Genomic DNA, 24,822 nt, shown 5'->3' with positions numbered 1-24,822 from the left:
TCATTTCTCTTCAAGAATGCCGTCTAGATCGGGATCGAATGTTTCGGCAACCCATTGCCCGCAATGATACACTAACTTGCGATTGAACCAAGTCGAACCGGTGCCGAAAACACGTTTGATTTGTCCTGCAATGACAATCCGCGCCATCCGTTCAACGCATTCCAATAAATGGAGTTTTGCGCGCTGCAGAAAGGACGGCTTGGGAAAAATTGCGACGCGCAACCGGCGACATGGTGAACGTTTTCCGTCGCACTTCACATCAAACTTAGCCGGCTAGTCTTGTTCGTTGGAGCTGGCCCGAATTGAGCGTGAACACTCGTGTGGCTGGAGCTTTCCCGGTTTCGGATGCGGGGTTCAAGCGCCCCATCGGCCTTGGACCTGTCGTGCCGCAGAATGGCTCGGTATTGGGCTTGAGAGAAACCGTGTCTTCCCTCACTGCCTTCATGTTTTCGAGGTGACGAACGGATCACTCTTTCCGGATCGAATAGTTAAAAATCATGGTTAACAGGAAATTAACCATAATTACGGATGCTTGGTCAGAATTGTGGCGTGTTGAAAAAATAACCGCATGCGCCGGAGGCTTAAGTGTTTCAGAAAACTCATTCTTCTGGAAGGTATTCCAGCAGCCGGGCAGGGGTGCGCGCTCTCAGTATTACTTTGCTGCTTGCTGGATTTACAGGCTCAGGTCTTGCCCAGGTTGTTGAAGAGAACCCCGCGCCACTGATCTTCGGAGAGCAGCGATCGGGGCTTGGACCTTCCGCGGTGAGCGTTGAAGGTGACAGCACGCCGATCGGTGTCGACCTCAAGCGGCTCGTAATCCTGAACGAACTCGACAGATCGGCTCCTGACCCGGCATGGGACCGTTCGGGTGTCGATTTGAGTGACGGCGGTAAAACACTGCAGAACGCAGCGTTTCAAAAGCGGCTGGAAGGTTATGTTGGCAAACCCTTGTCGCAAAAGCTGCTGAACGAAATTCGGGCGGAAATCATCAGGCGTTACCGCGCGGCTGACAAGCCCTTCGTCTCGGTCGTCGCTCCTCCCCAGGAAGTGACCGGGGGCACGCTGACTCTGCAGGTCATCGAGTTCAAGGCGGGGGAAGTGACCGCTGAAGGCAATGTATGGACGCCGAGCGGCTACATCCTGGATCACGTGCGTCAGCAGCCAGGCGAGGAAATAGACGCATCCAATCTGGTGCAGGATCTCAACTGGCTGAACCTGAACCCTTATCGGAGCCTGGGGGCGGTGTTCGAACCCGGGACCGTACCCGGTGCGACCGACATTGTTCTTCGCTCGAACGAGCGCCGTCCGTGGACGGTCTATGCGGGCTATGCCAACTCCGGAACAGCCGCATCCGGACGTGACCGCGTGTTTGCGGGCGGGAACGTTGCCAATCTGCCCTTTCTCGATCATCAGCTTTCCTATCTGAGCACGCTCAATCCCGAGAGCCTTGGCTATGGCGACGTTGTCAACGTAACTCATGCCCCGGGCTATGCCTCTCATGCCCTTTCCTACTTTGCTCCAATTGACATTGCCGGTCAGGTTCGAACCAAGCTGCAGTTGACGGCCGGTTATGTTGAAAGCGGCTCGGTGCTCAACCCGTTTTTTGACGAGTTCAGCCAAAGCTGGGCCATCACGTCCGAGCTGGCCTTCCCACTTGATTTGCCCGGCACCCGCCAATTCGATGTTTTTGCAGGTTTTGACGTCAAGCGTCAGTTCTCCGACATAGAATTTGCGGACACGGTGGTGTCAAAGTCGAATGACGATGTCGGCCAGTTCCGCGTTGGCGCGCGCGGACGGTACGGATTCAATTACGGTTCCCTGGATACAGACGGGGTGGTCGAGGCATATGCTGCTTTGAGCCCGGGCGGGATTCTCGCCAACAGCACCAGCTACACCTATTTTTACGGCTCGGTCGAACAGATCACGCGGTTGAACCAGGGTTTCGGGCTCTCGTTTGCCCTTGCCGGTCAGGCAACGGCCGATACACTTCCAGATCTCGAAAAGATTGCCATCGGCGGATCGGCAACCGTGCGCGGCTACACCACAAACGAGATCTCGGGCAACAGCGGTGTCTACGGCAGCCTGGAGTTGCGGTCCCCGATATTCGGTCACGATTTCGGCTCTGGGCTGACGTTGGGAGCGGAAGCCTATGCGTTTTTTGATGCCGGCTATGTCTGGGATGACACGTCCGACGATCGCGGTATTCAAAGTGTCGGCGCGGGTGTGGAACTGGCTGTCAGCGAATATTTGACCGCGACCATTGAAGCAGGGCATGCATTGAGCGGCGCCCCTGATACCCAACAGGGGGAAACGTCAATCTTCGGCACTTTCGTCATTCGCTACTGATCGAATGACGAGGCCTGGAACAACCGGAACCGCAGAGTGAAAAGCCTCAGCCTGCTCGCAATTGTCGGCATTTGTTGCCTGTCGCTCGTTAATGCCGAACCGACAGGTGCTCAGGTCACGGCGTCTGAACCGGTATCGTCTTCCACTGCCAACGGTGATGCTTCGGTTCCTCGGGAAAGCGGCGGGACATCAGCAGCAATCAGCGAAACAGACTTTGACGCCTGGAAAAAGGTCTGCGTCTTATCGGCGGCTCAGCAAAGGGAAGTCTGTGGCCTCGCATATGCGGGATTGTCCGAAAGGTCCGGCAGTCTGATCAACGAAAGGTCTCCGTTGATCGCCGTCACGGTGCAATCGGTCAACAGCCAGGGCAAACCGCAGCCAATCCTTCTCATCAGGACCCGGTTGGGGTTGCTTCTGCCGGGAGGCCTGGAGCTTCGGATCGATGGCAGAAAGCCGGTCAAGGCGGCCTTCAGATCCTGCCATGCGAACCGGCAGGAAACCGGTTGCCTTGTACCGATCCGTCTGTCCGGTTCGTTTGCCCGCAATCTTAAACGCGGGATCAATCTGACCGTAACGGCGAAGACGCTCCAGGGTGATACCCTGAGCCAGCAGGTTTCCCTTCTCGGTATTACCCAGGCGCTGAAAGCTTTGACTGACAACTAAAGTCAATGCCGAAATGCGGCAGCCCAAACGGCTCGCAAGGTGAGATGCCGGCAAAGATCGGCATGTCACGCGTCGCCGCTATTTTTCCTTTTACAGATCATATGTAAAGCCATTTGCACGTTTACCTTATTGGCAATTGTAACGGTGCGCAGCTGGACTCGCGGCGGGATTTGAAATAGTTGATAAAACGTTAACAGGGTGGATCGTTTTGTAACTTTCGCCTTGTTTCGAAGGTGGTGAGTCCGCTTGTAGCCGCCGGATTGCGGTTGGCGGAACAGAATTATCAAATCAGGGCGTATCGGCCGGTTCAATCCATGCGATTTCACCGGACGCTGGAGTTTTGTCTGATGTTTAAAAGCCCGGTTGTCTCCTTGTCGATTTCAACAGCAATGGTCGTGACCTCGGTTGTTCAGCCGGCACTTGCCGGTGAGCTGCCAAGCGGTGGCAATGTCATTGCCGGAGATGCATCGATTACCTTGCCGAGTGCCGACAACCTGATGGTCACGCAAAGGTCCGACAAGGCGATCGTCAACTGGAACAGCTTTTCGATCGGCAAGGGCAATTCGGTCACCTTCAACAACGGCAACGGCGCAACGCTCAACCGGGTCACCGGCGGCGATGTCTCCAAGATCTACGGCAAGTTGTCTGCCAGCGGATCCGTGTTCCTGATCAACCAGAACGGGGTGCTGATCGGTGAAAGCGGCGTGATCGAGACCGGTGGCAGCTTCGTCGCCTCGACGCTTGATGTCACGGATGAGAATTTCCTGAACGGCGGAGATCTGACATTTTCCGGAACGGCGGACAGCTCCGTTATCAATCTTGGGCAGGTGTCTTCCCTGGGAGGGGATGTCGCCCTGATCTCTCGAACCGTTGTCAATGAAGGCAAGCTGACAGCGCAGCAGGGGACCGTCGGTCTTGCGGCTGGGCGCGAAATTCTTCTGCGCGATGCAGCGCTCGATGACGGCAAGTTTCTGGTCAAAGTCGGCGGCGCATCGGATTCCGTTACCGAAAAAGGCATGATCGAAGCAGCTGTTGCCGAGCTGAAGACAAATGGCGGAAATATTTACGCTCTGGCCGGGAACGATGGCGGCGCGATCAATGCCACCGGTTTTTCCAAAAGTGGTGGCCGTGTGTTCCTCGGTGCAGGCGGAGGCAAGGTTACCGTTGCCAAGACGATCCGCAGCAAACGCAAGAATGGCGCCACCACCAATGGCGGCGAAATCTTCATCAACGCCGACCTCGTGGAAATCTCCGGATTGCTCGACGCAAGTGGTGTCAGCGGAGCTGGCGGCAATATCGATATCGGTGGCGACAGCAACATCGAGCTGACCAATGCCCTGCTCAATGCCAGCGGAGCCTTGTCAGGTGGTCAGGTGCGTGTCGGCGGTGAGCTGATGGGCGGACGTGATCTGTCTGAAGATGAAGTGCAGAACGTTGCGCGGCTCAGTGTCGACAGCACCAGTCGGATCGATGTCAGTTCCAGCCAAGGCGCGGGCGGTACGGCAGTGCTCTGGTCCGAAGAACGGACCGATTTTGCCGGCCACATCAACGCTTTCGGGTCACAAAAGGACGTGAATGGCGGCTTTGCCGAAGTTTCTTCGTACGGCACGCTTGATTTTACCGGAACGGTCGATACCGGCGGTGGCACCCTGCTGCTCGATCCGACCGATATCGAGATCGGCCTGGTCGATAACAATATCGCCAACAGCTTCATATCGCTGAGCGACTTGGCGTCCGCGTTGTTTTCCAATGACGTGGTGATCACGACGCATGACGATGCCCGCTCTGATCCGGGCCATATCTACTGGACCTCCGACTATACTTACGATTACTCGAACGACCTGAGCCTGTTGGCAAGCGGCGACATCCGCTTCTCAGGTGCATTGCAGAACCAGAATGAGACCGGGGGTGCGATCAACCTGGTCGCCGGATGGGACGGTTCCAGCGGCTTGACGGGCACCGTTACCGGGGGATTGCAGACAAATCTGACTTTCGACAACGCTGTCTTTGCCAATGCCGATCTTTCGACCCAGACCATCTTTGGCCAGAGTTACGACGGTGGCTCCAACTTTGGCTCCGTGATCATCGGCGACGGCAACCAAAGCTCAGGCATTGCTGTCGGCTCCCGGTCCGGCGAGACAAATGTCTATGCCTATGATCTTGAGATTCAGGGCGGAAATGCCAGCGGGGCCTATTCTCAACTCGGCTTTCAGGCGACGGATAATGGTGGCAGTTACGAAATTACGGGCGATATCGCGGTTCGCGCGGCGGGCGGCATAACGGCAACAGGAGGGTCTCGGTTCCGAACCTATGCCCAGCTTGGTCACGTTGGCAGTGACACGTCTCAAGGCACTCGAGAGGCAACGGTCGACGCGGATATTTCGATCGAGGCAACAGGAAATCTCGAGTTCGCAGCGAGCACTTTTGCAGAGTCCTATGTTCAGCTTGGTCATGGCGGCATGTACGCCTATGGTGATTTCAGCGGCAATCTGACAATTAGCTCTGCAAACAATCTCTCGTTCTCCGGTAACACCGCCACCTATAGCTACGCATTGTTGGGTCACGGCACTCAACTCGGTGTCGGAGACAAAAGCGGTGACATAACCATTGGAACCGTCAACGACCTGACCTTCACTGCGGGTAGCGGCGGTGGTGCGTTTGCCCAACTGGGTCTGGGTGGCAGGGCTTCAGTCGGTGATCACAGCGGGACGATTACAATCAATTCGGCCAATGATCTGACCTTCAAAGGCAATGGATGGGCAGCCTTTGCACAACTTGGCCATGGTGGTGTTGCCTCTGACGGCACTAGCAATAGCGGTGACATAACAATTGCCTCGGCAAACGACTTGTCGTTTGAAGGGGGCGCGTCCGACAATTCCTTTGCGCAACTTGGTCATGGTGGCGGATTTTCCGAAATCGATTCCACCGGCAATATTACGATCGCCTCTGCGGCCAATCTTTCGCTTGTCGGTGGCAGTGGGGCTTCCTCCTATGCCCAACTTGGACACGGGGCAGCAAGTTTTGGAGGCTCAAGCCAGGAGGCTGGACTTGTCCAGGGCGATATCAGCGTCACTTTGACTGGCGAAGCGACCATCGAGGACGGCACCGATCCGGCGACCAATTACACCTATGGCTGGCTTGGTCATGCAACGGCAAATGCCGACGACGTCTCCAATGCCGATGTCTTTGTGCAAGCGGCAGCCTTCGACCGGGTCAGCGCTTCCAATATCGCCAGCGGTGGCCTGAGTATCTTCTCCACCGACATGATCGAAAACGGGCTGTCCGGCGGCAATGTCACGTTGATTGCGACCGACAGCTCCCTGTCGCTGGAGGCTGCCAGCGGCGCCGTCTCCTCCGATCAGACCTACAGCTCAAGCAACGGCCTCAGCCTGCTGGCAGCTTATGACATGAACTTCGCCGATGTCGGCCTGCAGAACAACAATGACACTGGCGGCGATTTCAACCTGGTGGCAGGTTACAACGTAAATCAGACAGCCTGGACGCCATCCGCCGACTTTGACGCCGACGCCTTCAACAATCAGTCGCTTGGCTCGCAGGCCCTGTTTGGCCTGAACAACGGAACCGTTATCGTAGGCGACAGCTCGCAATCGGATGAAATCCGCGTCGGAACCCGCAACGGCGTCAATCGGGCCTATGGCTACGATGTGAACGTCCTTGGCGGCAACGGTGGCTATGCAGCTATCTTCGGATATGTGCTTGACGGTACGGATTCCGCATCCGGCAGCTTTGTCGTTCGCGCCGAAAACGACGTTCTGGTCGACGCCGGCGTCGAGGGAGCTTACGCAATGATCGGCCACAGGGCGAATGCGGCTTCCGGTGGCCTGTCCGGCGATGTGCAGATCGAGGCGGTCAATGACGTTTCCGTTCTTGCAGGCGGCATCGGTTCGTTTGCCCAGATTGGACATGGCGGTGGTGGTTTCAGCAATGAAAGCTCTTCCGGAGATGTGTCGGGGGATATTTCAATCATCGCTGGTCGTAATGTAGCCGTGGAAGGCGGAACGTCGAACTTTGCCTATGGCCGTATCGGTCATCTGGGGACACAAGCCGCCTTTGCTGACGGCACGATCGGTGATGTTTCTGGAGACATTACAATCGACGCCGACGGAAACCTGGCCATTGCCGGCGGTTCCGACGGTTACACGGATGCTCAGATAGGGCATGGCGGTGCCGATGCCGGCGCCAATTTCGGCAACATCGACTCAATTACCGGCAACATCGATGTGACTGTTGGTGGCGATGCCGACCTGACGGGCGGATCCGACTATGCGGCTTACGCCCAGCTTGGGCACGCCGGCTACAACTATGCCCAGGACGACGGCAGCGGTGGCACGGTCAGCGGAACTGTCTCGCTGAACACGGGCGGAGCGATAGCACTCGCGGCCGGAACTGGCGACTACAGCTACAGCCAGGTTGGCCACGGTGGTCAGGAAGCCGGGTCGGATGGGGGTTCCATCGGCAATCTGATTGGGAATGTCACGGTGGAGGGCACATCCGGCGTCACGCTTTCCGGTGGCTCATACAAGGCTTATGCCCAAATCGGTCACGGCGGTTCCGAGGCCGGCGAAGACTTCGGGGTGATAGGCGAAATCAGCGGAGATGTTCACGTTTCTTCCGAAGGCGATGTAACCGCCGACGGCGGCGACGGAGAGCAAGCCTTTGCGCAGCTGGGACATGGTGGTGCCAACTTTGTTCAGGAGAGCGGCATCAGCGGACCCGTCGACGGTGATGTGACGTTGATTGCAGGAGGAGTTGTCGAGTTCCGGGCCGGGACCGGCGACTACAGTTACACGCAGGTCGGTCATGGCGGCCAGGAAGCGGGTTCTGATGGCGGTATCATCAACAGCATGACCGGAAACATCGTGGTGGACGCCACGTCCGGCATCACGCTTTCCGGTGGCACCTACAAGGCTTATGCCCAATTCGGTCATGGTGGTTCTGAAGCCGGCGAAGACGGCGGTTTGCTTGGTCCAGTCAGTGGTTTCATATCGGTCGCAACTGATGGTGACGTGACCGCTAACGGCGGCAGCGATGAACAGGCCTACGCACAACTGGGTCACGGTGGCTCCAACAGCAACAGCGACAATACCGGAGTGATCACCTTGGAGGCCGGCGGCAATGTCCAGTTGGTCGGCGGCACGGGTAACAGCAGCTATGCACAATTGGGTCATGGGGCGGCCGAGTTTGGTTTCTCCGGCCAGACAAGCGGGGCCCAGCAAGGCGATATCACGGTTACAGCCGTTGGTGAGGTGAGTATCGAAGACGGGGCAGGTGATTATTCGTTCGCCTGGCTTGGCCACGCGACGTCGGGTACGAATTCGATTTCGAATGCGGATGTGACCGCAACGGCTTCCGGCTTTGACAAAGATGCCGGAGTTGCCCTGGTTTCCGGCAGCGATGGCACGATCTCGGATGCCATTCTCGACAATGCGCTGGGCGGCGGCAACGTCTGGATCAAGGCGACTGATACGGGGCTTGCACTTGGAGGAACGGTATCACAGTCGAATGCCAACGACTTCACCATCATCGCGGCAAACGACATCACCTTCCTATCTGGTCTGGCCTATCAAAATTCCGGCAGTGGCAATCTGATCTTTGCCGCCGGTGATGACTTCCACAATGACAGCGGGTCATTGACGCCGCTCGGGGTCGGGTCCGGCCGCTGGCTGATCTATTCAACACGTCCGGACAACAATCGCGATGATATCGAGATCACCAATCGCGATTTCCTTCGCTATTCGACCAGCTTTGACGAGAGCAATCCTGTGCCTGCCGATTTCGCCAGCGGCAATGGACTGATTTACTCGGTGACGCCGCTTGTGAACGTCGTCGCGGAAGACCAGACGATTTTCTACGGCGAGGGGATCGACACAAATGCATTTGCACCCCTTTTCCTGACCGTGAACGGCGTGAACGTGGATGCAAACGAGTTTGACATCGACCTTAATGCAGTAACCGGTGCGGTTCAGATTGCCCAAAGCGTGCCGATTGACGGGGCTGGAAATGCTGAAGCCGGTTTCTGGACTGATGGGATCGACGCCACGGGGAGCTTTGCGGCAAGCACCTGGTATGGCGTTGGGATTACGACGGAAGGAGCGGATCTGACCGTTTTGCCGACATCGGTTGATCCGGATGTCGTGGATGCGGCCAATTTCGCTGGCACCTGCCGCTATGATGTCTTGAAACATGTCGCTCCGACGACCGAGCGGGACAAGACAGAAACCCTTTACGAGTTTGACCCCACTGCCCAGTGCTACAACATGCGTCAGGTTCTGCCGATTTCCAAGATCTGCAGTGTCGACGGAACCTGTTTCGACGTGTCATCGCTGTTTCCGCCGAGCAGAAACGTCAACTGACTGTGCGTCTCAAACATTTGAGAGGACTGTTCTCTTTGACCAACTGGACCTGACCTCGCATCCGGCAGTGTGATCAACATCATCGAACAACAGGCAAGCCTGACGGAGCGCTTGCAGCTGAAAACGGCAGGTGTTTGGCTGCAGGACAAGGGAAGAGGCTGGGATATGTCACACAGGGGCGTTATCTCTTACCCAGCAAGGGTCGGTGCAAGCTTATGAGTTGCAGTTGGTCAGGATGTGGTTCGCTGTCAGATGCATGAACTTCTTTGAGGATTTACGCGGTCACTGGAGTTGAGTGATCCACCGCATCCTCGGTAAGCTTACTTATTTTGAGGAGCTATTGCTGCTTATGGTTGGAGACGATAAATCTGAAGTCATTGCAGAGATGTACGGAATATGTTGAAAATATATTTTTCAGTAATTTTTCTCGAGGCGCACCGTTAGGTGCGCCTATTTTGTTTACTTGAGGTTCAATATAAAGAAAATTGATTGAAAAATTGTAGTTTACTTTGTTTTTTGTTGATCTTTGGTTTGTTGTAGCAATTCAAGTATGTCCAATACTGCTTCTGATTTTCCTCTGCTTCTGGGTGCGTTTATCAGAAGTTCCAGAATGTCGACTTTTTCCAACTGTCCTTCGGTGAGATTCTGCCCGCCGAAACCGTTCTTCAGTTTGCAACTGACCTGCGCAAAAAAGTTCTCACTGAAAAAGTCGGAGGCCTCCGGGTTGATACCGCGAACCTTCAGGGCGGTTGCAAAGCGTGCTCGAACAGTTTCGAGCTCGTCAATGGAAATCTGCAGAGCGCTCCCACCGCATTGAAGAGCAAACAACGGTGTCTTTGAAGTTTCTGCCTGCACGGAAGTTGTGTCATTGACAGCAATGATTGCCAGAACAGCGCATGAAATTGCAGTTTTCAAAACGAGATTACGAAGAAACATCAGTGGGTTGAAGCAGTGGTTCATTTGATGTCCGGTTGGGTTGGTGTAGGCAGGTCAGGTATCAGCTGGAGAATTGATTTTGAATGCCCGTTCGGCACTCCGAAAGGTATTGGCCGAACGTGGCTTCGATTACCCCGCTGGATTGGATCAGAACAGAGCCGAAAGGACTTCGGTCGCGGCTAATAAGGCCCCCGAGACTCAAAATTTCGACTGTTCTTCGTGTTGTTTCCGGTGAAAGAATCGCAATCATGAAACGACTGAGATCCGACTGGTCGATAGCTCCCCTGGACATCCGGAAGTTCGCAAGGCTCTTTTCCATTGAACGTGGCGAGAACAATCCACTCTCCAGCCTTTGACGGTTTAGTCCAAGTCGCGAGGTGTGTTTTTCCCTGTCTTCGATCAGTGCTTGAATATATGCATTATGGTTCTCAATATAGGTTTTGAAAAAGTCTTCGTTTTTGAAGTCGAACTGCGAAATCATGTAGAGGAATTCGCAGAGGTAGAAAACGGGATCGGCGCGCAATTTCATGAGATCGACGCTTTCTGACAGTGTCGACGCGTCGCAAAGATTATTGAAGAGCCCGGTTTTAGCCTTGCGCAGTATCTCCAGGGTCGTGAGATTCGCGTTCGTCATACCGATCTCCGCCAAAGTGCATTCAAATTGAAGTGTGCCGGCAAATTTATGCGACAATGATGTAAGTTGTTATTTTTTAATATGTAATTACCAAAATTATGAACTGAATTCGAATGCGGTCAAAAATAACTTCGTTCTTTTTATCATCTATCTCCTGTTCTCAATATCCAGAATGCAACAACTATGCTCCCTCATTTTGAGGAGGAGGGAAGGTCAAGAAAGCAGCTGCCGGTTGAGTTTCTTTAGTCGAACCTTCACTCAGAGAACCGGAAACGCTCTAGGAGGGCGACCGGCGAGGCCGTAATGATCGCATGACTTTGCGAGGAGGCATGCCAAGGCTTGAGGAATTTCGGCATCGGTCGATGTGCTGTCGCCGAAGCGGAGGAAAAGCGGAATACCCTCCACGCTCAAAGCTAGCGTCAGAGCCAAACAAGCTGCTCGTTTGAACATTGGCAGTTTTTTCAATCCGTGCGTGACGCCGATCACAGTCATTTGCTCCCGACTCTGGTTGACCTAGGTCAGACTTCCTGATGAATTTTCGGGAATTTGACTAAACAGTTCGTCTTTGGGTTGGGGAATTTAATGATTTTCAGATTGGCCACTTTGATCACGCCTCTGTTGTTGCTTGGAACTGCAGAGGCACAGGAAGCCAGTGTCGAACAGAAAAGCCAGGTGATGATGATCCTGGACGGGTCCAACAGCATGTGGGGCCGTGTCGATGGTGAGCCGAAGATTTCGATTGCCAAGGAGCTGATGACCGATCTCATCACCAACTGGGATGACAGCGCCGACATGGGATTGATGGTTTACGGCCATCGCAGAAAAGGTGACTGCGCCGATATCGAAGTTGTGGCCATGCCAGGGCAGGTCAATCGCCCGTACCTGATCGACAAGGTGCAATCCATTTCTCCGCGCGGCAAAACGCCGATCACCGAAAGCCTGCTTTTGGCAGCAGTAAGCGTTCAATATTTCCAGGGCAGAAATTCCGTCGTTCTTGTCAGCGACGGCATCGAAACCTGTAAAGCAGACCCCTGCGAACAAGCCCGCTCTCTTGAACAGCTGAACCCGGACTTTTCGGTCCATGTCATCGGGTTCGATGTGACGGAAGAAGAATTCAAAAGCCTTCAATGCATTGCCACCGAGACCGGTGGCAAGTTTTTCAGGGCCAACAATGCAAACGAGTTGAAGGACGCACTGAAACAGACGGTTCAGGCCGTCAACACAGCTCCTGCCGCCGCCCCGCCTGCACCTGCTCCCGTTCCCGAAGTTCAGCCTGCACAGCCGGAACCTTCTCTGCTTCTCTACGCCAAGCTTTGCGAAACTTGCGAAAAGGAAAATCACGACATTCGCTGGACTGTGCGCGCCGGAGACAAGGTTCTGCATGACCAGCTCGGCGTGATCTATTCGGATGATGAGCAAATCCTCCCGGGAACCTATGATGTCAAAGTGCAGTATCACTCCAGTCCGCTCGAACGCGAAGGAAAGATCACGATAGGTGAGGACGGCCAGCAGGTCGGGGCCTTTGATCTCGACGGTGGCTCGGCCCAGCTCTATGCCTTTGCGACTGAAGACAGGAATGTCGCCGCAAATCCGATTTTCTATCGGTTCTTCCCTATCGTCGATGGAAAGCCTCAGAAGAACGCCATTGCCGATAGTGCTATCTCGAACGAGGACACATGGCTGCCGGCAGGGCGTTATCTGGTGACGGCCGATCATGAAAGTCTGAAAGGCAAGGCCGAAATCGAAATTCGTCCCGGTGAGACGACCAACTACACGTTCGATCTGCGCTTCGGCTCCATCCGCCCGCAAGTCTCCTTGTATGAAGGCGGAAAAGTCGTCCGTGGCCGCATGTCTTTCGGAATTTTCGAGACGGCATCGGCCGCAGAAAAAGCAGCCGGTGTGAACGGAGCCATAGCAAGCAAACTCGGCGAGTTGAATCAGTACCTGTCCGTGCAGCCGGGAGATTACTTCCTCAAGATTGCCTACGACAACGGACTGGGAGCTGCTTCGAAAATCGTCCCGATCACCGTGACGGCGGGAGAAAAGGCAGATCCCGCAATCAGCATGGATGTTGCTCCATTCAAATACGCCATCACGACGGGTTCGGGCTTTTCCGGTTTTGGCCTTGAGCTTCACAAGACGGGTGACGATGGCAAAAGTGCCGGAAAGCTGGACTTCGAAATCAATGCCAAGGGCTTGGGTGTCGTTCCTCCAGGAATGTACTTCTTCCGGATCAGCAACAAGGGAGAGGTCATTGTGACCAAGCCTTTCGAGCTGAAGACCGGCCAGACCAGCGAACTCAACATCACCATTCCATAAGGATCGGCTATGAGGAACTTGTCCGTTGCAGCCGTCCTGATGGTGTCGGCGACAGCAATTGCTCTGAGCCCCGCCAGGGCAAACGAGCTGGACGTTCCAGTTATGGAGCTTGCCAGCGACGACCTGGACACCTGCGCTCTTGGAAAAGTCGCAGGGCTGAAGAAGGATGGCGACGGCTTTCTGGCCGTCCGGTCCGGGCCGGGAACGAACTTCCGGAAGCTCGATGAAATCCATAACGAGGACATTGTCTGGTTGTTTGAACAGAAGGGAAACTGGATCGGTATCGTTTATGGCGTCGGTTACGATATGAACTGCAGTGCCGTAGATCATGACCGTCCCGTCCCTCATCGCGGAAAGAAGGGCTGGGTGCATGAAAACTGGATCGAGTTTCTGGCGGGCTGATATGATGGCGAAGAACCTGATTTCCGCAGCTCTCCTGTCTGTCTTGGTCGGATTGGCGAGCGTGCAGACCGAGGCGGCCGATAGCGAGACAGTTACCTGGTCCGACCGGATCACAACGGAAAAGGCAAACGGCGACCTGGTCGATGTGCCCCCGTTCGTCAGGATCGGAAATTTGCCTTTGAGCCGGTTCGCGCAGATGCAAAGCCTTGATCTGCACGATACGTTGAAAATCGACAGTGGAGATGGCACGGAAACACTTTTCGTATTCCGCGCCTGGCAAGGCGGTGCAAGTCAGGGTGAGCAGCTGATGATTGTCAGTCTTTCGCCTGCGGGTCTTGATGTACTCGGTCCATATCCCGAGGATTTCGAGACAGTGAAGGTCAGGGGGGCGACACCTGAAACAGGACCTGTTTTCGAGCTCTACAGAGCTGATCCTTCCATTCCATTCCGGTCACTTGAATATCTTAACGGCCAGCTGCTGAGGCTGAACTGAGTGCTGGCTCTATTCGCCCCGCGCTGTTTTTGAAAAGAGATTGCTTCATGACAAATTTTGCCAATCGGGTGCCCAAAGTGTCGATGACCAGATCGCTCGCGCGAACGGCTTTGGTCACGTTCGCTCTATGCTGGCAATCCGGATTAAGCGCGAATGCAACAGTTTCGGCCGAGCAGGAGCTGCGGAAAGCTGAGCAAAACTATCTGAATTTCTTGAAAGCGGCGGAAGAAGCCAACAGGAAGCGAAAGGAAACCCTTGCTGCGCGTCAGGCCGCTCGCGAGGATTTTCTGAAAGACTGGGAACGCCTCTCGGAAGCAAGCCGCCAGGGAGGTATGCGACGCCAGGGGTTGATGGATACCTTTAACGCTAGTGTGTCCAAGCTGAACAGTGAAAAGAGAACGCTGGAGACGGAACGGTTTCGGGCAAACGGTGATGTCGAAAAATACAAAGCAGACTTGATCGCGTTTCTGGAACTTGCAAAACAAAGTCAAAACAACAAGTCGCAGGAAAGACTTGCGCTCCAGGAAGCTGACAAGTCGAGAGATCTGTACAACCAGGCTCGTGAGAATCTGACCCGGATCGATGATCGCCTGAATGCCATCCCCCGCGAACTGGAAACGTTGAAGACGGCTCATGAAAAAGAGCTTGCGGCATTGAAATCCGCTTCCCCCGATTTCACCAACCTGAAGGAACTCGAAACGGCACTTGCCGGGAGGCTTGACGCCTATGCGAAATTCCCCTCGGAAGAAAGTGTCGGTGTTCTGGAGACCTTGACGGAACACACAGCAGTTTCCTTTCTGGCTGCTCTATTGAAGAACCCGCCACCTTATGTGGAAACCGTTACGGCAACGATGGATGGCGAAATCTGGTACGAGGCCTCGGTCATTGAAAGGGCCGATGCTTCCGGCGATCCGGCGACCGCAGATGAGCTGCGCGGTTACCGACAGGCTATCGCAGCCAACAGAAAAGAACTAGAGCGGGTCGACGAACTGATAGCAATGACGGAACGCAAGATGTCCTCCATCCGGGCCAGATGGCAGCAGGATATCGACGAGGAAGGATATCTCCGCCACATCATCGAAATTCGCAACCGAGACATGCTCGCCTTCACTTTTGTGGCGGAAGCCACTGCAGTCGTTATCTCCGCGGGTTTGACTGCAGGCACCGCTGCACCTGCCGTTTACGGCCTTTTGGAAGCCGTCTCCAAGTCAGGAGCAAACGCGGCGGCAGAGGAACTGAGTGAAGAAGCTCTGCAAGCTTTGACCGAAAAATTCATAAGGACCGCGCGGAAGCAGACTCGCGACCAGGCCTTTCAACAGATCGACGATTACTTTTCCGGCAAGGCTGCAGCGTTTGTGTTAACCGAGGCTCCGGTAACCAGGGAAGCGTTCAAGGGGTTGACCGGGCCAGAAAACGTTCTGGTCGGCGATTTCATCGAGATGCTGGTTGCCGACCAGGGGAGCGATGCCGTCAAGTTGGTGACCGCTCTTTCCAGCGGCAGCGCAACTGCGGCTGATGCGATGGGGCTTGGTGTCGGTCTCACGGCAACCGGAGCCAAGGCGTTCTGGCAGTATACGACCGATATGGCAAATGCCGGAGATCTGTCGGAGGCGATGGAACTCAGCTTCTCGGCCATGCTGGCTCAACAGAGCTATCTCACTTTTGCTGCGGCACGGAACAAGCTCATTGACCGCAGGGCCTACCTGAAAGCGACAACTCAGGCCATTGAAGAGTTGGTGAAACATGGGGGGCGCACGCGTCAGCTTGAAGTGAAAACTGACAACGCGATGGATGGTGAACAGGTGGACAAGATCACACATTGGTCGGTCACGGTCGGGTTTTCGCAGCAGCTGGACCACCCTCCGGTTCTGCATGCGGATGGGTTTCGATTCTCACAGCCGACACAATCGGAGCCTGGTTCGAAAAAATGGGAATTCGATGTCCTGGATGGAAGCCTCCCGGAGGGAGGAGAATTCCTGCCGCTGGAAATCGGCATCTCGGACGCTGAAATCCCTTTTCGTTTCCTGGATTCAGATCCGGTCACGATTGCGAAACTCGGCAGTTTCAGACGCGACCATTGGGAAAACTATGAGGCCAATGAGGATCGGACACATCGTCTCCGTCTCCGGACAAATCCGGTTATCCTGATCATCGACCTGACAAACATCGAAAAGTTCAATTGCACGAAGGCCAGTTTCCTTTCGCCCGGCGAGAAGAACGGCGCTGTGCACTTGCCGGAACAGGCCACCTACTTCGACTTTGAGCGCCAGAAACCGCTCGATCCTTTTGGTCCCGGGGACACGCTTTCCGTTTGCACGGTGGTTGATGGCAAGAACAGGCAAGCCTTGCGGGATGAAAAGGGTCGCATGATTGCCTACGCACCCGAAGGAACGCTTCAGGGGTCAGTCTATGCAAATGGCTACATTCCGCCTTCTATTGAACAGCCATTTGATATTCTGAAGCAGCTGGTCGGCGGGCAGAATGCAGCCTCTGAGGGTGGCACACCGAACCTGGGAAGCAACTTTCCGTTCGGTGCTGATCAACAGCTGCCGGCTATTGAGCCGATATTGCCGCAACTGAACGCTCTTCCCAATGCAGACTTGCCAAATGCGTCCTTGCCTGGCAACCAGCTTGACTAATCGTGTCTCGGGAAGTTTCAGCTTTCTGACTGGCATCACGCAGTGTGGAGGGGCTGCACGGAGGTCATTCGGTTGTGCAGCCAAAGCGTGAGATTGCTCGTAGCCAATCGCCTTATTGACCCTTCGGGCAATGTTTTTATTGCATTCTTTTCCCGTGTGGCGAGTATGATTGAGTGCGGTTGAGCACCTGCAGAATCCGGATACGCGCATTTCTATTGTTCGTGACCGGGTCTCGAGCAGCGATTGATCCTTTTTGAGCAAAAGCATAATCCAGAATGAATTGGCGAGAGATGAACCGAAACAATTTGACCGCTCTGTTCCTTCCCATAGCTTCGATGGCCTTGTTCGCAACTTCGGCGATAGCGTCGGAGACAGGCGCTCACGAACAGACCGTCTCCTGGTGGACACCACCGGGAGAGACAGACACCACTGCTTTTTCGGCGCTTGTTCTGCTTTTCCTGTTGCTGTTTGCGGTGTTTCATTTCTACGCCCGGTTTGACCGTTTCGCCGAACGGCACAATGAGGGGACGCCGCTCCAGACGACCATCCCCATGCTGCTCATGATCGCTTTTGCTTACGAGATCTTTCCACCTCTCAGTCATTTCAGTATTTTGCTGCCGCTTGCTCTGATCGCGACTGCGCTCGCCCGTGACCTGATGCTCTGGTTTGAACCCATGAAGGAGCACACGCTCAAAGGCGAGCTGGAAGGGGTGCTGCTTGAAGAGCTGCAACACGAACATCTTGGCGAACACGACCGGTACGGCAGGCGGGTGCAGCCAGAAAAACCTTCACCAGACACAGAGCCAAATCGCCCCGCACAAGCCGCGACCGCTGCGTCGTCAGATCCAGTTCGGAGAGTGTCACCGTCAGCTTCCCAGAGCCAGGTAGTGCAAGCAAAGGAAGGCGCCGGCAATGATTGAGTTGACTGTAACTTCCATCCCGTTCGTATTGCGGATCCTCTATCTGCGTTGGAAGGGAATTCCCATCACGCTCTACAACGTCCACATCGCGCTCTTTGTGTGGCTTGCGCTCGCCTTCATCGTCTTCTTCACCGTCTTCTACTATTATCCGAAGTCATACACGGGTTTCGTGCCGTTTCGCACCGTACCGGTCGTCAGTGAAAACGGCGGCACGGTAACCACAATCGAGGTCGACAACGGAAGCCGCGTTGAGCCGGGGCAGGTGTTGTTCACGGTGAATGACACGACGGAACAGGCTGCTGTAAAAACCGCCGAGCTCAAGCTGGTCGAAATCGAAAAATCCTTCGCCCTGGCCGAGGCTGAAGTGCGCTCCGCGCAAGCTTCAGTTGATCGGGAAAAGGCAGTTCTCCAACAGGCTGTCGAAGTGTTTGAGGATCAGGAGGAACTCCGCGCCCGAGAGTCCTCTGCTTACAGCGCGCGCCGCTACGAGGCGGCCGTCGCCGACAAAGCGGCCGGCGAAGCCAAGGTTACGCAGGCACAAGCCCTGCTGGATGAAGCGAACATTCAGCTTGAAGAGGTTCTGGCGGCCCAACGCGATAGTGCAAAGGCGGCTCTTGAGCAGGCAAATGTAGAACTGGAGAAAACGGTTGTCCGGTCCCAGGTGAACGGCGTCATCGACCAGCTCACGCTGCATATTGGCGCCCGGGCTTCCCAGATCGCGTCAAACCCGGCGATGCTCATTATTCCGGACAGAGATGAGGCGCATCCGAAGCGCATCTTCGCTGGGTTTTCGCAGGTCGCCCGTTCGGTCCTTTATGTCGGCATGCCGGCGGAAGTCGCCTGTGACACCAACTTCAACGTCGCGATGGTCGACGCGGTGCTGCCCGCCCGGATTGTTGCCATTCAACCTGAGATCGCCGCAGGGCAGGTGACCGCGACGGGACGACTGCTTGAACCTTCGCAGTTTGCCACGCGCGGTGAGGTCGCCGTGCTGCTCGAGATGGTGTACCCGCAGCACGAAGAGGTTCTGGTCAACGGCAGCGGCTGTATTGTCCAGACGTATGACCGCAATCTCGGCGAGGGAGTATTCGGCCATATCCTGGGTGGGCTTGGTATCATCAAGGCATGGGGGCTTCGCATCAAGGTCTGGATTGCGCTTGTCACCGGTGTCGGTCTTGCCGGAGGTGGGCACTAGCTCTGTCTGGTCACATTTAACTGGGCTTGATGAGTGGCCGTTGTCATGGCTTTTCGGGTCGGCTGGTGACGTTCGCGAAACCCGGGCAACGTTGAGCGATAGCTCGCGTATCGCTATCCTGATTGCACTCCATGAAATGCGAGGGGCGGATCGATGCGCGAGATTTGGATCAATTGGAGCCCGGCAGTCGAATATGTCGCCAGCGTGCGCAGTGCGATCGACAAATCGACTCCGAGTGTCGGGCCTGCCTCACACCACCAGATCGTTACCGACATGAGGCAGCACTACGGGCTCTACATGTTTCTGGAGAAGAAGGGCGTTGATAAAGCACGCGACGAGGAAATTCGCGACTGGCGAACCGAACGTGGGGTCAAACAATTCGCAAAACGGAACTTGGTTTACATCGGAATTGTGAAATCTGAATACCGTGACTTCGTCACACGTATGAAGGAACACGAGGGCAAGTGGCTCTATCAGTACAAGCCAGGTGAGCTATTCGTGAAGTTCGGTGTCTGTGAGCACTGGGAGGACGAACCCAATCCGGACCGGCTGATCGAACATGCCGAAAGCGTTCTGGTTTTTGAGATGCAGCCATACGAGAACACCGACAAGCTGGGGTCTTATACGATGCGGACCAGCGAGGACCACATTTGCATCCACAACAAGGGGCACTACACTCCGCTCAAGGAGAAGATGGATTCAAAGAAACACTTCTAACCGCCTGGTGGTGGCAAGGGTGTTCAGCGAAGCAATGCCGCCAGCCAACGGTCAACGCACGACCTGACCGGGCAGATGCTGATCACAACCATGTTCAGGTAGCCGGCCCTAGGTTGGTTCCGACTGGTACCGTCGGGTGCTGTTCGCAAAAGGAGTTGCGAACAGGAAGCTCAGAACCCGGCTGGTGCGCGCTTCATGACGGTCAGTTTGCCGGCGTCTATCTTTGTGATCTCATAAAGGCGTTCCACGGTTCCGTCCTTGTTGAATCTGAACGCTCCGGTCGCTCCCTTGAAGCCCTTGCTGTCAAGCAAACGCTGACGCGTAATTGCTTTGGAGCCATGTTGCCGGACAAGGCTTGCGGCAACGGCAACAATGTCAAATCCGTAGAGGCTCATTTCGGTCGGATTGGCACCGAACTGCTTTTGATAACGTTCGGTCACGAAACCCCAACTGGAACTGTCGGGGCGTGCGATTATGGCTCCTTGCAGTTTGGGGTTCTTGACCAGGCTCTGTCCCCAGCCGGTGTGTCCGACGATAAGAGGTTTCGACTTTCCGCGTTTGAGAGCCGAAGCAATGTCGGCGACTTTCTGATTGCTTTCAACGAAACCGACTGCCGTGATGTCTCCGACATCCTCAATCGATTTGGCCAGTACATTTGCCTTTGCATCCTTGGCGTATTTGATGATTTCGACGGTTCCGCCAACGTTTTTCGCCAGACTTTCCAGGTCTTTGTCCGACTGGCTTTCAGGTGCAAGAATGACTACGGGAGCGCCGGAGGGGGAGGCGTATTGAAGACCTGCAGCAAGGCTGTCCATATCGTCGGCGACAAGGGACAAGCCGTTCTTGACCAGAGGTTTGTCACCCAGCGAAACGTTCACAGCGCGGCCCGGTGGTGGGGACGACACACCACTGTCGGGAGCATAAAGGGCGACGAGCGTAGTGTTCTTCAATTCGCTGTAGTTCGGGCTCCTGGCGTTGACAATGGCCAGTTTCAACTTGCCGTCCGACAGATTTTCATGTGCCAGAACTGCGCCATTGCGGATCTGTTTTGCCGTTACTGTATCACTCCCCATGAAAGGCAGAACCAGCGCCAGAGTTGTGTTTCCCGACCCGATTACTTCGGTGTTCAGGGGAGGGCCGACATCTTCAATCTGATCTACAGAGACAGTTTCTCCCGCATATTGACAGGCGCCGAGCCCAAAGAGAGCTAAGACGAAAACGGATCTACGGACAATTCGGAACATGATTTGCAATACTTCCGTTTGGCTCCCCGGAAAGCGAGCTGAGATGAATGTGGTGCTTGTTCGAGTTGCGGTTGAGATCTGACTTTCGAAATTTTTTGTTGGCCGGGATTGGCATGCAGCCTGCATTTTGCTGACTGCGGATTCAAAGAATGACATGATTCCCTGAAATGGTCTCCAGGTTCGGCGTCAGGCAGTATCGCGACGCCATTGTTGCACCGCTCGAATTGTCGCCGACTGCCGGATAACTTGAATTGAGGGGGACGTTCCAGAGCGTCATAATTCAGGGGTGGCGTGAGAGCCTTGCTCTGAAGGCCATGCATACGCATAGGGCTGCCGAGCGACTGAAGATACCAATCGCTTGAACAGAATTCGTTGAATGACTGATCGAACAGTTCTGGCCGCATCGAGCATCAGATGGAAGCATTATTGCGGTGAAACTTTGACAATCAATACATGTAGCTGACCATCCGCTGATGGAAGCATTCACATTTGTTCAGATTTTCTTCGTCACGTGTGTTGGTGCGAAGGTAGCCGTAGGCCTTGCCGCAGGCGACCTTGGCCTCGGAGGCCCACGTGAATGCCGGACTTGTGTTATCGATCCATTTGTCGTCGTCGGCCACGTTGACCGCTTCCGTCATAAGCCGGACAACTTCATCGCTCAGCTGCTTGTTGCTTTCGATCGTCAATAGCTGCGAAGGCTGCACGAGCTGGCAGTAGCCTCCCAGAAGGTCTGCCGCATTTGCCCCTTGCATTGAGAGGGGCAAAAACGCAATGGCGAACAGTAATTTCTTCATCAATGTTCCTCGCGCTTTAGAATTGGTTTTTGTAACCCTAAGTAAGCTCCATGGTCAATCAAACGGTGTCGGAGCCTTTATTACCGCCGCCATCGCTGAATAATATCTTAATGGTCTCGTCGCCGAGCCCGGTGCCGAGATTGGCAACGACATCGCCACCGCCGCTGGCGGCATTGCCGCCCTGGTCAACTGTCAGGTCACCGGACGCGGAATTGTAATGAACGTAGTCGGGTGTTCCACCGGCCGCGCCGTCGCCTTCCACGTCCGTTCCAAGGGCAAGTGTCAGCAGATCGCTGAGATCGATCTCATCAACATTTGCTTCAAAGTCACTGATGATATCGGTTGCGGTGGCATCATCGATAACGAAAGTGTCCTTGTCGCCATCGCCGAGCCCGCCCTGGGTACCACCCCAAAGCGTGTCGGCGCCAAGGCCTCCGGCAAGAACGTCTTCGCCCTCGCCACCGATAAGCGTGTCGGCACTCGCGCCACCGACGAGATAGTCGTTGCCGCCCGCGCCGTCCAATGTGGAACTGCTGTCGTTTCCGATCAGGACTTCGTTTTCACCTGTACCTGTGACGGTGGTGCTGTCGACACCGGTTATCGTGACATTGGCGGTGTCGTTGAAACCGTTTCCGTCGGTGACCTCGTAGTCGAAGGAACCGCTGGTGAAGGAGGCTTCATCGTAAACAACTTCCACGCTGACGTAGTCCACACCGTAGAAGCGGTCATCCGTCGAGTTGACAAAGGCGACAGTCAACTGGTTCGTGGATGGATCAAGGTAGTCCGCGATGTTGCTGGTTATGCTTCCGCTCCAGCCGCCGCCGCCTGCAGAACCATCAAGCTGGACCCACTGCGATGAACTGTAGTTCCAGATGCCAAGGTCACTTCCGTTTCCGACCAGGCCGGAGCCTGAAGAGTTGACGTCTATGGATACGTTCAGTTCAACAATGTTGGCTGCATCTTCATCGATCTGGAACTGCGCCCAGAAGACGGCATGATCGTTGTCGTTGCCGTCGCCCGGATCCGGCAGATCCCAGTCACCGTTTCCGACCTCTGCGATATCCTGGTAGTCGCCATTCGTCGCTTCGACCGCCGATGGGGAGCCAGGTCCTCCGATGCCGACCGCGGCCGTCAGATCCGCAAGGCCGCTATAATTGCCCGGAGGATCAAACTCGAACGAATAGGCAAAGTGATCGTTCGTACCACGGGTGACACCGTCAAAGTCATAGGTCTTGGTGAACTGTGCTGCCTGGGGATCGAACTCGACACCCATTGCAACGGTTCCGCCATCGGGATCGCTTACCGAATTGACGCTGAGCGGGGACCCCGTTTCCGTGTCGTTGTTCAACAAGGCTTCTTCCGGAATATCGATGGGCGAAAAGTCCGTGATATTCGTGAGGACGATGTCGTTGTTGGCACCAGGCGCGGGAATTACTTCAATCGACAGTGTTGCGGAGCTGGTATCACCGTCATTGTCGATCAGGGTATATTCAAAGGCTTCGACGCCGTTGCTTGTCGAGCCGCCGGCCGTATAGGTCCAGGCGCCGGTCGCGAAATTGAATGCAAGCAAGCCGTTCGCCGGAGTGGTGACCGACAGTTCGGAACCAGGTTGCGTCGGTTCGCCGCCATTGTTTGTGATTTCGTCGGCATCTGCATCATAGGTGTAGAGAACGGTTCCGACCTGTATCGACAGGATCCTGCCTCCGTCTTCACCGAACGAGTCGTCGTCACCTCCTCCGACAACGCCGTCATCGCCGAGAAGCACATTGCCGGAAATTGATTCCACGCTTGCAAGATTTACGAGAGCATCAACGAGATCATCGAAGTCATCGACAGTGATAACCGTGTCATCGCCATCGGCTTCATCGACATCCTGAAGTCTGGCTTCGTCTACACCGTTGCCGATGCCAATCGTCTGAACCGTGATGTCATTGTCAGAGACAAACGTGTTCCAGTCGGCTCTCGTGGAGTTCGCAAGCGAATGGCCGCCGGTTCCTGTCTGCTGGTTGGGATTACCGTCACTCAGGAAGAAGACCTGGTTGTTGTATTCGGCCAATGGGACGTAGACGTCCATCGTTTCTTCAATGGCATCGGTGAAGTCCGTGTTGCCGTTGAAGGGCCGGGTTCCACCCTCGGCCGGGTTCCAATCGTCCAGCTGATCCACGAAACTGGTGAAATCCGTGAACGGCCCGGCGGAAGTTGCCGTGCTGGAGAAGGCGACCAGATAGATCTGAACTTCTCCGGCGTTGTCGAAAAAGGCCTCGCCCGCAGCTTCAACAGCGCTCAGCATCGTTGCGAGTTCGGTGTTGTTGATACTGCCGCTGAAATCCAGAACGAATACGATGTTGAAGTCGGTTTGACCCTTCATCAGCTGTGCGCTGTCATTGATGGCGTCCGGGCCATCATCTTCAAACGCTATGTTGAGCGCGTCCGCCGACGTTACTTCAGCGCTGTCGCCATCGCCATCAGTTACCGAAACGGTAACATGCACGAGTTGGTCAAGTCCGACAGCATCGTCATGGGTGGTGGTGTTGCTGTGAGACAATGCAGCGTATTGGGCAACCTCCACATCAGTCTCGTTTGGCGCAAAGCCGATCGCGAACGCGACCGTGCCATCAACAGCGTCAACGGCATCATCACCCGCGCGGCCGACGATAATTCCGTCTTCCGTGAAGAGATAGACGGTCTGCCCGGTAGAGCTGAGAGACAGGCTGGTGGCAGTCCCGTTGTGCGCGTTACCACTGTCATCGGTCAAACTGACGGATTGGTCACCAAGCCCATCGGCCCCGGCATTGACGGAGATCGTCAGAGCGGCGGCCAACGAAGCGTAACCGATCATGTTGCCGAAGTTCTTGGCCGCAAACGGATCTGTTTCACCTTCTTCGTCATTCGAAGCCGCATTGCCGGGTTCGTCCTGCTGCGATCCATCCGTGCCGACCGACTCATCGAGATAAACTGTGTCGGGCGAAACCGTAACGGCCACACTCGGACCGTCGTCGCCGAACTTGACGTTGCCGCCAAGGTCGAGCGTTGCACTGCCGGTGGCCGTGTCGCCGTCGCCGTCGGTCGTCTCCGCCGTCGCCTTCAGCTCGACAAGGCCCGTTGCCAGTTCCTGGACATCGTTGATGTAGGCGCCTGAATAGCTT

General features: G+C 55.2%; 16 protein-coding genes. 10 read left to right on the top strand and 6 right to left on the bottom strand.

What is annotated here, in order from left to right:
* The gene (locus tag ABLQ08_RS31970) at window positions 1-147 is read right to left on the bottom strand and encodes a hypothetical protein (protein ID WP_352950831.1); all 147 of its coding nucleotides are present in this window, start codon (window positions 145-147) and stop codon (window positions 1-3) included.
* Between the two features lie 438 nt (window positions 148-585).
* On the opposite strand from ABLQ08_RS31970, the gene ABLQ08_RS31965 reads away from it, so the two are divergent.
* From ABLQ08_RS31965 to ABLQ08_RS31955, 3 genes are all read left to right on the top strand, one after another.
* Window positions 586-2,346: a ShlB/FhaC/HecB family hemolysin secretion/activation protein gene (locus tag ABLQ08_RS31965; protein WP_352950830.1), complete on the top strand. Its 1,761-nt coding sequence runs from the start codon at window positions 586-588 to the stop codon at window positions 2,344-2,346.
* Between the two features lie 36 nt (window positions 2,347-2,382).
* Window positions 2,383-3,009 (top strand): invasion associated locus B family protein, encoded by a 627-nt coding sequence (locus tag ABLQ08_RS31960; protein ID WP_352950829.1) that lies wholly within the window; start codon window positions 2,383-2,385, stop codon window positions 3,007-3,009.
* Between the two features lie 347 nt (window positions 3,010-3,356).
* Window positions 3,357-9,383, top strand: a complete 6,027-nt coding sequence (locus ABLQ08_RS31955) for a beta strand repeat-containing protein (RefSeq protein WP_352950828.1) — start codon at window positions 3,357-3,359, stop codon at window positions 9,381-9,383.
* A 504-nt stretch (window positions 9,384-9,887) separates the two neighbouring features.
* On the opposite strand, the gene ABLQ08_RS31950 is transcribed toward ABLQ08_RS31955, so the two are convergent.
* Together ABLQ08_RS31950 and ABLQ08_RS31945 are read right to left on the bottom strand one after the other, a co-directional pair.
* On the bottom strand, window positions 9,888-10,238 hold the full coding sequence (locus ABLQ08_RS31950; RefSeq protein WP_352950827.1) for a hypothetical protein: 351 nt from the start codon (window positions 10,236-10,238) through the stop codon (window positions 9,888-9,890).
* A gap of 142 nt (window positions 10,239-10,380) precedes the next feature.
* Complete coding sequence (locus tag ABLQ08_RS31945; RefSeq protein ID WP_352950826.1) at window positions 10,381-10,953, bottom strand: hypothetical protein; 573 nt, start codon at window positions 10,951-10,953, stop codon at window positions 10,381-10,383.
* A 582-nt stretch (window positions 10,954-11,535) separates the two neighbouring features.
* On the opposite strand from ABLQ08_RS31945, the gene ABLQ08_RS31940 reads away from it, so the two are divergent.
* From ABLQ08_RS31940 to ABLQ08_RS31910, 7 genes are all read left to right on the top strand, one after another.
* Window positions 11,536-13,272: a vWA domain-containing protein gene (locus ABLQ08_RS31940; RefSeq protein ID WP_352950825.1), complete on the top strand. Its 1,737-nt coding sequence runs from the start codon at window positions 11,536-11,538 to the stop codon at window positions 13,270-13,272.
* A gap of 9 nt (window positions 13,273-13,281) precedes the next feature.
* Window positions 13,282-13,674, top strand: a complete 393-nt coding sequence (locus tag ABLQ08_RS31935) for an SH3 domain-containing protein (RefSeq protein ID WP_352950824.1) — start codon at window positions 13,282-13,284, stop codon at window positions 13,672-13,674.
* The gene (locus ABLQ08_RS31930; RefSeq protein ID WP_352950823.1) at window positions 13,643-14,167 is read left to right on the top strand and encodes a hypothetical protein; all 525 of its coding nucleotides are present in this window, start codon (window positions 13,643-13,645) and stop codon (window positions 14,165-14,167) included. The genes ABLQ08_RS31935 and ABLQ08_RS31930 overlap by 32 nt, the downstream gene beginning before the upstream one ends.
* A 47-nt stretch (window positions 14,168-14,214) precedes the next feature.
* Window positions 14,215-16,806 carry a hypothetical protein gene (locus ABLQ08_RS31925; protein WP_352950822.1) on the top strand — a complete coding sequence of 864 codons (2,592 nt, stop codon included), beginning with the start codon at window positions 14,215-14,217 and terminating at the stop codon, window positions 16,804-16,806.
* A gap of 290 nt (window positions 16,807-17,096) precedes the next feature.
* Entirely contained in the window at window positions 17,097-17,726 is a 630-nt protein-coding gene (locus tag ABLQ08_RS31920) for a hypothetical protein (protein ID WP_352950821.1), read from the top strand.
* On the top strand, window positions 17,719-18,921 hold the full coding sequence (locus ABLQ08_RS31915; RefSeq protein WP_352950820.1) for an HlyD family secretion protein: 1,203 nt from the start codon (window positions 17,719-17,721) through the stop codon (window positions 18,919-18,921). Before ABLQ08_RS31920 ends, ABLQ08_RS31915 begins: the two co-directional genes overlap by 8 nt.
* Before the next feature lie 153 nt (window positions 18,922-19,074).
* A complete protein-coding gene (locus ABLQ08_RS31910) occupies window positions 19,075-19,638 on the top strand; it encodes a hypothetical protein (protein ID WP_352950819.1) in 564 nt (187 codons plus the stop codon).
* A gap of 170 nt (window positions 19,639-19,808) precedes the next feature.
* Here ABLQ08_RS31910 and ABLQ08_RS31905 read toward each other — a convergent pair whose 3' ends face one another.
* The 3 genes from ABLQ08_RS31905 to ABLQ08_RS31895 form a co-directional block, all read right to left on the bottom strand.
* Window positions 19,809-20,882: a hypothetical protein gene (locus ABLQ08_RS31905; protein WP_352950818.1), complete on the bottom strand. Its 1,074-nt coding sequence runs from the start codon at window positions 20,880-20,882 to the stop codon at window positions 19,809-19,811.
* 446 nt (window positions 20,883-21,328) lie between these two features.
* Window positions 21,329-21,676, bottom strand: a complete 348-nt coding sequence (locus tag ABLQ08_RS31900) for a hypothetical protein (protein WP_352950817.1) — start codon at window positions 21,674-21,676, stop codon at window positions 21,329-21,331.
* Between the two features lie 58 nt (window positions 21,677-21,734).
* Window positions 21,735-24,822 (bottom strand): DUF5801 repeats-in-toxin domain-containing protein (locus ABLQ08_RS31895; RefSeq protein WP_352950816.1); only part of this gene is annotated, 3,088 nt, incomplete at its 5' end.

The organism is Roseibium sp. SCP14 (assembly GCF_040329475.1).
In the GTDB taxonomy this organism is placed as follows: Bacteria; Pseudomonadota; Alphaproteobacteria; order Rhizobiales; family Stappiaceae; genus Roseibium.
The sequence above is the reverse complement of the archived record's forward strand: the minus strand, read 5'-3'. Positions and strand labels throughout refer to the sequence as shown.